The organism is Escherichia sp. WS1451 (genome assembly GCF_046487365.1).
Lineage (GTDB): Bacteria > Pseudomonadota > Gammaproteobacteria > Enterobacterales > Enterobacteriaceae > Escherichia > Escherichia coli.
Map to the genome: position 1 here is coordinate 1 of NZ_JBJQJP010000062.1, position 1,537 is coordinate 1,537.

General features: G+C 53.7%; 2 pseudogenes. One reads left to right on the top strand and one right to left on the bottom strand.

Features of this window, described 5'->3' with window-relative positions:
* Nucleotides 1–166, bottom strand: a pseudogene (locus ACJHX7_RS26115) (IS3 family transposase); the annotation flags it as partial.
* A 67-nt stretch (nucleotides 167–233) separates the two neighbouring features.
* Between ACJHX7_RS26115 and ACJHX7_RS26120 the strand changes: the two are divergent.
* Nucleotides 234–1,396 (top strand): annotated as a pseudogene (locus tag ACJHX7_RS26120) (IS3-like element IS3 family transposase).
* The last annotated feature ends 141 nt before the right edge of the window (nucleotides 1,397–1,537 follow it).

The window sequence follows — 1,537 nt, forward strand, 5'->3', positions numbered from 1 at the left end:
TATGTGCCCGTTTCGATGGCGGTACAGCAGGTTTTCGCTCAAGCAACAGCGCATTCTGGCGCATGATCCGGTAAACACGTTTGGCATTGATCGCAGGCATACCATCAAGTTTTGCCTGTCTGCGAAGCAGCGCCCATACCCGACGATAACCATACGTGGGCAGCTCTCTGAGCTTACCCAGCAATAGTGGACACGCGGCTAAGTGAGTAAACTCTCAGTCAGAGGTGACTCACATGACAAAAACAGTATCAACCAGTAAAAAACCCCGTAAACAGCATTCGCCTGAATTTCGCAGTGAAGCCCTGAAGCTTGCTGAACGCATCGGTGTTACTGCCGCAGCCCGTGAACTCAGCCTGTATGAATCACAACTCTACAACTGGCGCAGTAAACAGCAAAATCAGCAGACGTCTTCTGAACGTGAACTGGAGATGTCTACCGAGATTGCACGTCTCAAACGCCAGCTGGCAGAACGGGATGAAGAGCTGGCTATCCTCCAAAAGGCCGCGACATACTTCGCGAAGCGCCTGAAATGAAGTATGTCTTTATTGAAAAACATCAGGCTGAGTTCAGCATCAAAGCAATGTGCCGCGTGCTCCGGGTGGCCCGCAGCGGCTGGTATACGTGGTGTCAGCGGCGGACAAGGATAAGCACGCGTCAGCAGTTCCGCTAACACTGCGACAGCGTTGTCCTCGCGGCTTTTACCCGGTCAAAACAGCGTTACGGTGCCCCACGCCTGACGGATGAACTGCGTGCTCAGGGTTACCCCTTTAACGTAAAAACCGTGGCGGCAAGCCTGCGCCGTCAGGGACTGATGGCAAAGGCCTCCCGGAAGTTCAGCCCGGTCAGCTACCGCGCACACGGCCTGCCTGTGTCAGAAAATCTGTTGGAGCAGGATTTTTACGCCAGTGGCCCGAACCAGAAGTGGGCAGGAGACATCACGTACTTACGTACAGATGAAGGCTGGCTGTATCTGGCAGTGGTCATTGACCTGTGGTCACGTGCCGTTATTGGCTGGTCAATGTCGCCACGCATGACGGCGCAACTGGCCTGCGATGCCCTGCAGATGGCGCTGTGGCGGCGTAAGAGGCCCCGGAACGTTATCGTTCACACGGACCGTGGAGGCCAGTACTGTTCAGCAGATTATCAGGCGCAACTGAAGCGGCATAATCTGCGTGGAAGTATGAGCGCAAAAGGTTGCTGCTACGATAATGCCTGCGTGGAAAGCTTCTTTCATTCGCTGAAAGTGGAATGTATCCATGGAGAACACTTTATCAGCCGGGAAATAATGCGGGCAACGGTGTTTAATTATATCGAATGTGATTACAATCGGTGGCGGCGGCACAGTTGGTGTGGCGGCCTCAGTCCGGAACAATTTGAAAACCAGAACCTCGCTTAGGCCTGTGTCCATATTACGTGGGTAGGATCACTCCGATAACATGGTGTATACGGAGAAGCACATCCGTATCATCAGTGTGACGACTGCGGCGGCCATCCATCCAGTCATCGGTTCGTCTGAGAATGACGTGCAACTGCGCAC